This is a genomic window from Alkalimonas cellulosilytica (assembly GCF_036325985.1).
Classification (GTDB): Bacteria; Pseudomonadota; Gammaproteobacteria; order Enterobacterales; family Alteromonadaceae; genus Alkalimonas; species Alkalimonas cellulosilytica.
This window is the reverse complement of sequence record NZ_JAUHLI010000038.1, coordinates 1-6,929: the sequence shown is the minus strand read 5'-3', so window position 1 is coordinate 6,929 and position 6,929 is coordinate 1. Positions and strand designations below refer to the sequence as shown.

Here is a 6,929-nt window from a genome sequence, read left to right as displayed (position 1 = left end):
TATTAATTACGAACAGCCGCGCGGTTTAAACCGATCCGTGATAGCAGGTTTACTCAGCTGCGGCTGGGTAACGAAACATCAGAACATATTAATCACCGGCCCTTGTGGCAGCGGTAAAACCTACCTTGCGTGTGCCCTGGCACATACCGCCATCTTAAAAGGTCATAGCGCAAAATATTACCGGCTATCGCGATTACTGATGGCGCTTAGTCAACACAAAGCAGATGGCAGTTACAGTAAGGCATTAAAGCAGCTGGCAAAATACGACATCCTGATCTTGGATGATTGGGGGCTAGAACCGTTGAAAGCGGCACAACGGAACGATCTGATGGAGATCATGGATGATCGGCATCAGCTAACGTCAACGATTATGGTAAGCCAGTTACCAACAGAGGAATGGTATCAGGCAATTGGTGACAACACGCTGGCCGACGCCATCCTAGACAGGTTAATGCACAACGCTCACAGATTAAAATTAAAGGGGGAATCGATGCGAAAAGTCACATCAGAGTTGACTGAAAATGAACACCTAGGTTAAAACAGAGCTGAGCCCAATGCGGGAAATACTGGGTGTTCACATTCACCAGAATCGGTGTTCACATAAATCAGAATGCGCAATTTGAACTCAGACGAAAAGACCCTGCGATGATCTAGTTGTTTTAATTCAAGGATTCAAGACTCTCTGTTAGTTAGAAACAGTGATAAATATGATGCATGATAAGTAAATTTTAGATGTAATCACTGGGTGCTTACGTTGTTGCTTGTTGTTGCCATGGCTAACATGTCTTCAATGCTGTTTAGAGGAGATTGCTGCATTCAGCCTACCAAGAAGGACGGTGGCTAAATCACTCAATTAACATTACTTAGCCCATAACGACAGCTGATCATGGTGGTTAATTTAGCTGAAGTGCAGCGGCATGCGTTTTGATAAATTAAACATGATTGAAGATGCTAAGGTAAATTGCTCTCGAAGCTTAGCATCTCACCTTAGCCCTCTACACAAGATCTGCCACTCTCATTTCTCGCAAAGAAAAACCGATAGTAGGACATACTAACGTCACTTTTTTATCTGTACGTCTGCGAAATTCATCCCCTGCCCAAACATACGATTTTATCCAAATGGTCAAACTTTCATATTGAAAACGCACACAGCTGGTTTCGTCCATCCAAGCATCTTTTCTTTCTACCTGTTCATCACGTTCAAAGACGGTTACCACAAGACCAACGCGATAGTTTTTGCCATTCTCTTGCTCTTCTTTAACTACCTTGAAGTCTGCTGGCGAAAAGTGATGGAGTTCATTGCGTTCAAGATCCAGCTCGGTTCTGACATCGTCATCCTTGCTGTATGGATGACTGTGATAGTCTCCCAAAAACTTTAACTCTGGAAATAAATACTCAACAAACTGATTTTTTAATTCGTAGGCTTCATCTTTCGGAAGAACAGAGCTTTTTTCTCTTGAGGCTGATGTAGAAACATCAGCATAAGTCACGTGGTAAACAATGGAGTCGCTTTTAGTAAAGGTTTCATGCCCCCATAGATTGCCGAAGGTTTCCAAGCGGATTTCTGAGCCATCTTCTAACTTTGAATGATCGACTTTATAAGCTTCAAGTGCTGCAGTAACTATTGTAAAAAAAGCTTGTTCTGAAATAGAAACTATCGTGTTTGACATTTTAGGTACCTTCTAATTAAACCACCGGATAAATCGCCTCGCCCCATAACTGCTGATGCGCAGACATCATCAACACAATGATCAATGGGATGAGGTGTTGCAAAAGATTGCATGCATCTTTTAATTGTTCGCGATTTACGCTGCTGTTGTGCGTGGCACCACCGTGGATGAGTTGATTGCGAAGTGTGTAAAGCCGGGTAAAAATGCAACCAAGAGCCAGTGGCACATTCTTCTCTGCCAGCGCTTTGTTCAAAGCTGCTTTGGAGGCTTTAAAGCTTTGTAGCCACTCGTCTTCGCTAAGCCGGCCTCGTTGAAAGTCCCAAAACGGCCGGTACACATAACGGTTGTCCATAAGCAAACGAATGCTGCTGCTAAACTGCTGCCAGATGAGGTCATAGAGTTGATTTTCAGTATCAAGCTCGACAATCTTGCCAAGAAATGCCTGAAAGCTTTGCTCTTCAGCCATACGTTCGCCATCCGCAAATTCGTTGGCATAAGCGGCGTTAAAGCTTATCCAGTAAAAAATAAACTCGGTGTCATGGTCTTTGGCCGTTCTTGCATGCTCTGCTTTTTGCAGCCAGCTAAGCGCCCGATGCACCCGTAGTGATAAATTCAATGGATAAAATGCACGCTCTTCCCGATGTCGGGTTTTTAATGCCTCGTAGCTTAACTCCTTTATTGGCATGGTGTTTTGCTCCGTCCTTTTAGCCTGTGCCTATTATTGCCATAGAGCTTAGACCAATGGCAAGCTTTTATCCTGCGAAACGCTCTGCATAGCGCAAGGTACTTCGCTTGGAAAATAACTACTGTTGGCAAAAGCAGCCGACTTGCTCACTGCGTGGTAACAAAGCCAATTGGCCGTGAAACTTCATCGTCTTTCAGCTCGCACTCTGCCAAAAGAGCTTGGGTAAGTTCACGGGCATGCTGCATGGGCGCAAAACGCTGGCGTCGGGCTATGGCAGCAAAATCCCCGGGTGTGAGCTTGCTGAGCCTGGTTGCTTTATCCAGAGCTTCTTTGCACTGGGTTAGACCCATTTTCTTGCTGTAACGCCTGAACAAGGACGCAATCTGGTGCGGTTTGAGGTAGCCAAAGCAGGCTTTTAAATCAAAACGACGCAATGCGGCTTTATCCAGATTGTGCATCAGGTTGGTGCTGGCAATAAAAATGCCTTCGAAAGCTTCCATCTGAGTCAGCATTTCATTCACACCAGTGATCTCCCAGCTGTTTCTGGCCCGGCTGCGTTCTTGCAAGAAGCTGTCAACTTCATCCATCAGCAGGATACTGTCATTGACGGTTGCCTCTTCAAAAGCCTTGGCGATGGCTTCCTCGGTGGCGCCAACCCAACAGGAGATCAGATCGGATCCTCTTTTTACCAGCAATTCTTTGCCCATGGTTTTGGCCAAGTAGTGACCGAAGGCGGTTTTGCCGGTGCCTGGCGGGCCATACAAACACAAACGCCCTGCTCCAGCTTGCTGCAAACCTTGGGTCAGTTCATTCAGATCGCAATCGGCTTGCGTAAGTGTTGGATCATACAAGGTATTGCTAACCATTCCGGTACCCGGCCCGACTTTGCACCCTTGCGCTTTAAGGGTCGCTTCGGTTAACTGGCGAAAATGCTTTTTGGCGGTCTCGCCAGTGGTACTGCCAAGCATCTGCACCACCTTGCTGGCCCTGGTAATAACTGCAGGTGACAGCTGCCTATGTCGGGTTAATGCCAAAGCCTCCTCCTTGCTTAATAACCCATCACTTGTTTGCTGTAAAATTTCTGCGCGCTGCTTTGCTGGGGGCACAGTCAACTCCAACACCATATCAAAACGGCGGATGTAAGCATTATCAAGCGAACTAATATTGTTGCTTACCCAAAATGTCGGTACTTTATTGTTTTCCAGTAACTGGTTTATCCAGCCCTTGCATTCCGACAACCCTGAACGGCTAAACGGATTTTGTTGAAACACATCTTCGACTTCATCAAACAACAGAATGTGGTTACCAGTGGCCAAAAACAACTGAGCAGCCCGCGCGGCTTTAAGCCGAGCCATACCACTAACTGGTGTTCCATCATAATCCGAACAACTTACTTCATAGAGTACCTGATTTAAGGAGCTCGCCAGCACCTTGCATAGTTGGGTTTTACCGGTACCTGGCGGCCCATACAACAATACATTGACCCCTACAGCACCTTGCTTCAAAGTCTGCTTAAGGTAACGCTTTAATAACGTAACCTGCTCGTTTATATGCTGATAGTGCTTTTCGGTTAGACATGGCGCTTTGCTTGGAGCAATTAGCTCTTTCAACAGTGCTATCGGATCATCCAACGGTGCCATCATTAAGTCTGGTAAATGACTGCTAACATACTCAAAATGATTATGGACATTAGCTGAAGAATAGTTGCTGTAAAACACAAGCCCGGATTGCATTAACACGCTGCTCTGTGACAAGGCAGCTCGTACTGTTTCAATTGGGTGTTTTAAAATCACTGACAATATTGGAGCAAGCTCATACTTCACTACGGGACCTAGTAAATCGAGCGCATCAAACAAAAGCTGAGTGCTATTCGATAAAAGCAAGAATGCCAAAATGTCACGCTCTACTTTATTTAGTTTGGCAATCTTCCCAACTGCAACTAGGTTGCGCTCCATGACTGGAGGTAGCTGCATTGAATACTGACACAAATACTCTCGATAGCTTTTCTTAAGCGCGTTTCTAACTTCAGTCAATGACTTGTAATGTTCTGGTTCGGCGTCTAAGCCCAGTGATTGTGCTAAATCATAATCAGAATAACCATGCTGATTCGGAAGTAACTTTTTAAGCCCATTTAATTCAAGCACAATTCTATAAGCCCAAACATTGCAAATTGCAGGCACACGTAGTTGACAAAAATCGTCAACGGTCGTCATGTCTTTTGTCTCTAAATACATCTTTGCTGGCATAACAATCTCCTGTTACAGCTAAAAGGTGATGATAATGCCCATTTGCGACACATTGCGTCGCAGTCAATTGCTATCATGCAACTTAACCGTTATAACAAAGCATACATTGGAAGGAGTTCAGCATGTCTTCAGCTAAAAGTGCGCAAACCATCAGCCGGCTTTGGGAGTTGTTGCAGCTACTGCCAGCTAGGCCACCTGGCGCAGAAGCCCGGCAATTAACGGCACAATTACACGATCGTGGCTATGCCGTGACCAAGCGCACTGTGGAGCGCGATTTGCAGATGCTCTCTGGTATTTTCCCACTGCAATGCAACGACAAAGGCACGCCCTACGGTTGGTATTGGATGCAAAATACCGCGCTGGATTTACCAGGGATCAGCCTGATGGATGCACTCAGCCTGCAGTTGGTGGAGCAAAGCCTGCGTTTTGTGGTGCCCTCCTCCATGCTGCAGCCGCTGACCTCGCGCTTTATGCAGGCGCACAATAAGCTGCGCGCGCTGCAGGAGGATGCACCTGGTGCGGCCTGGTTGGATAAGGTGGCGGTGGTTGAACCCGGGATGGCACTACTGCCGCCGGCGGTCGATGCTGTCTTGTTGGAAAGTATTCAGGATGCACTCCTGCGCGATAAACAACTGGATGCGCTGTATATGTCGCCGCATCACAATGCACCTAAGTCTTACCGGTTAAATCCACTGGCATTGGTGCAGCGCGGTGCTGTCAGTTACCTGATTGCCAGCTGTGTGCCCTACCATGATCCGCTGCGTTTCGTGTTGCACCGATTTAAATCGGCAACCTTGTGCGACGAAGAGGCCATTCGTCCTGCAGACTTTAAGTTGCAAGACTATCTTGCCAGCGGCGCCATGCAATTTAGTGAGGGCGAGCAAATTAAGCTGGAAGCGCAGGTGCGTGGCGACTTGGTAACTCTGCTGCAGGAAACTCCGTTATCGCATGATATGACGCTGCAGCCATGCCAAGGTGAAAGCTACCGGCTTACCGCTACCGTGTCTAGTGGCATCCAGCTGGATTTATGGCTGATGATGCAAAGCAGTTCGCTTACAGTCATAGCACCCGCATCGCTGCGCGAGCGGCTGATTAAGCGGCTGAATAAGGCCATGCAGCAGTATCAAAGCACGGTGTAGGAGTTAGATAGCGGATTGGCCAAGCCAGCTAGCCACCAGTTTCGGCACTTCTGCGGCTGCTTTTCCCTGCATAAAACGGTACTCGCTGACAAAGCCAGGTGACTCCAGATTAATCAGTACTTTTTCCGCCTTGTAGTGGGCGTAAGACAGCAAGGAGGCAGCCGGATAGACTTGCAACGAGGTGCCCACCACCAGAATTTTATCGGCACTTTCCACCTCTTCTATCGCCGTTATCATGGCGGGGACCTCTTCACCAAACCACACAATGTTGGGGCGAAGGGCAGAACCATCGGCTGCGGTATCGTGCTCGGTTAACTCCACATCGCCGATGTACTCCACCAGTTTTGGGTTGAGGCTGCTGCGAGCTTCGCAGAGTTTGCCGTGCAAATGAATGACCTGTGTGGAGCCGGCTCGTTCATGCAAATCATCCACATTCTGCGTAATCACCACCACCTGATAGTGCTGCTCCAAACTGGCAATGGCAAGGTGAGCCGCATTCGGGCTGGCTGCAGCGGCTTGCTTACGCCGTGCATTGTAAAAGCGATGCACCAGCTCTGGGTTGGCAGCAAAAGCCTCTGGCGTGGCTAGCTCTTCAACCGCGTATTTTTGCCACAAACCATCGGCATCCCGAAAGGTAGCCAGGCCGCTCTCGGCGCTGATACCAGCGCCGCTTATCACAACGATTTTTTCTTTTTTAGATTGCATGGCTTTTCCGGCGATCTTCTTAGATTAACTCTTTGTTTTTGCTGACGGCTGCAACCACGACAAATACGCTTCGTACAAGGCCAGCCGGCTTTGTTCACAGACTAAGTGCAAAGGCAAATACTCACCCAAGAACACTGGCTTGCCCAATCCCACCACAGGATAAGCCAGCTCTTCACCATTGACTACTGGTACGTCCAACAGGCTTTCACTCAGGTAATCGATAAAGTCATCCTGCGTCATAGCCGGCTCAGTTCTTAACTCCGCATCGTAGGGAAGCTCATCCATATCGCATGCGACGAAAAGATACGACATGGCGGCCTTTATGGCATGATGATCCCACAGCCGGTAGCGCATATGCTCTTTGGCATACCAGTTGGCCGCATGCTCCCATAACTGCTCCCACTCTAAGCCTATTGCAGGATAATACACCTGTTCGCGCAGCTCGGCCTCATCCAGATAACGAAGCTCGCCATTGTTGAGGCAT

General features: G+C 47.8%; 6 protein-coding genes and 1 pseudogene. 2 read left to right on the top strand and 5 right to left on the bottom strand.

Annotated elements, in window-relative coordinates:
* The coding region (gene istB / locus QWY20_RS18375; RefSeq protein ID WP_330130434.1) for an IS21-like element helper ATPase IstB at positions 1 to 538 on the top strand (538 nt) is incomplete at its 5' end.
* Positions 539 to 995: 457 nt separating this feature from the next.
* On the opposite strand, the gene QWY20_RS18370 is transcribed toward istB, so the two are convergent.
* The 3 genes from QWY20_RS18370 to QWY20_RS18360 all read right to left on the bottom strand — a co-directional run bounded on the left by QWY20_RS18370 (position 996) and on the right by QWY20_RS18360 (position 4,088).
* Positions 996 to 1,670 carry a hypothetical protein gene (locus QWY20_RS18370; RefSeq protein WP_330130433.1) on the bottom strand — a complete coding sequence of 225 codons (675 nt, stop codon included), beginning with the start codon at positions 1,668 to 1,670 and terminating at the stop codon, positions 996 to 998.
* 16 nt (positions 1,671 to 1,686) lie between these two features.
* Complete coding sequence (locus tag QWY20_RS18365; RefSeq protein WP_330130432.1) at positions 1,687 to 2,355, bottom strand: hypothetical protein; 669 nt, start codon at positions 2,353 to 2,355, stop codon at positions 1,687 to 1,689.
* Between the two features lie 146 nt (positions 2,356 to 2,501).
* Positions 2,502 to 4,088, bottom strand: a complete 1,587-nt coding sequence (locus QWY20_RS18360) for an AAA family ATPase (protein WP_330130431.1) — start codon at positions 4,086 to 4,088, stop codon at positions 2,502 to 2,504.
* Positions 4,089 to 4,723: 635 nt separating this feature from the next.
* Here QWY20_RS18360 and QWY20_RS18355 point away from each other — a divergent pair.
* Positions 4,724 to 5,740, top strand: a complete 1,017-nt coding sequence (locus QWY20_RS18355) for a helix-turn-helix transcriptional regulator (protein WP_330130430.1) — start codon at positions 4,724 to 4,726, stop codon at positions 5,738 to 5,740.
* Between the two features lie 3 nt (positions 5,741 to 5,743).
* Here the strand turns inward: QWY20_RS18355 and QWY20_RS18350 are convergent, their stop codons facing one another.
* Together QWY20_RS18350 and QWY20_RS18345 are read right to left on the bottom strand one after the other, a co-directional pair.
* Positions 5,744 to 6,445: a Sir2 family NAD-dependent protein deacetylase gene (locus QWY20_RS18350; protein WP_330130429.1), complete on the bottom strand. Its 702-nt coding sequence runs from the start codon at positions 6,443 to 6,445 to the stop codon at positions 5,744 to 5,746.
* Between the two features lie 24 nt (positions 6,446 to 6,469).
* Positions 6,470 to 6,929 (bottom strand): annotated as a pseudogene (locus tag QWY20_RS18345) (hypothetical protein); the annotation flags it as partial.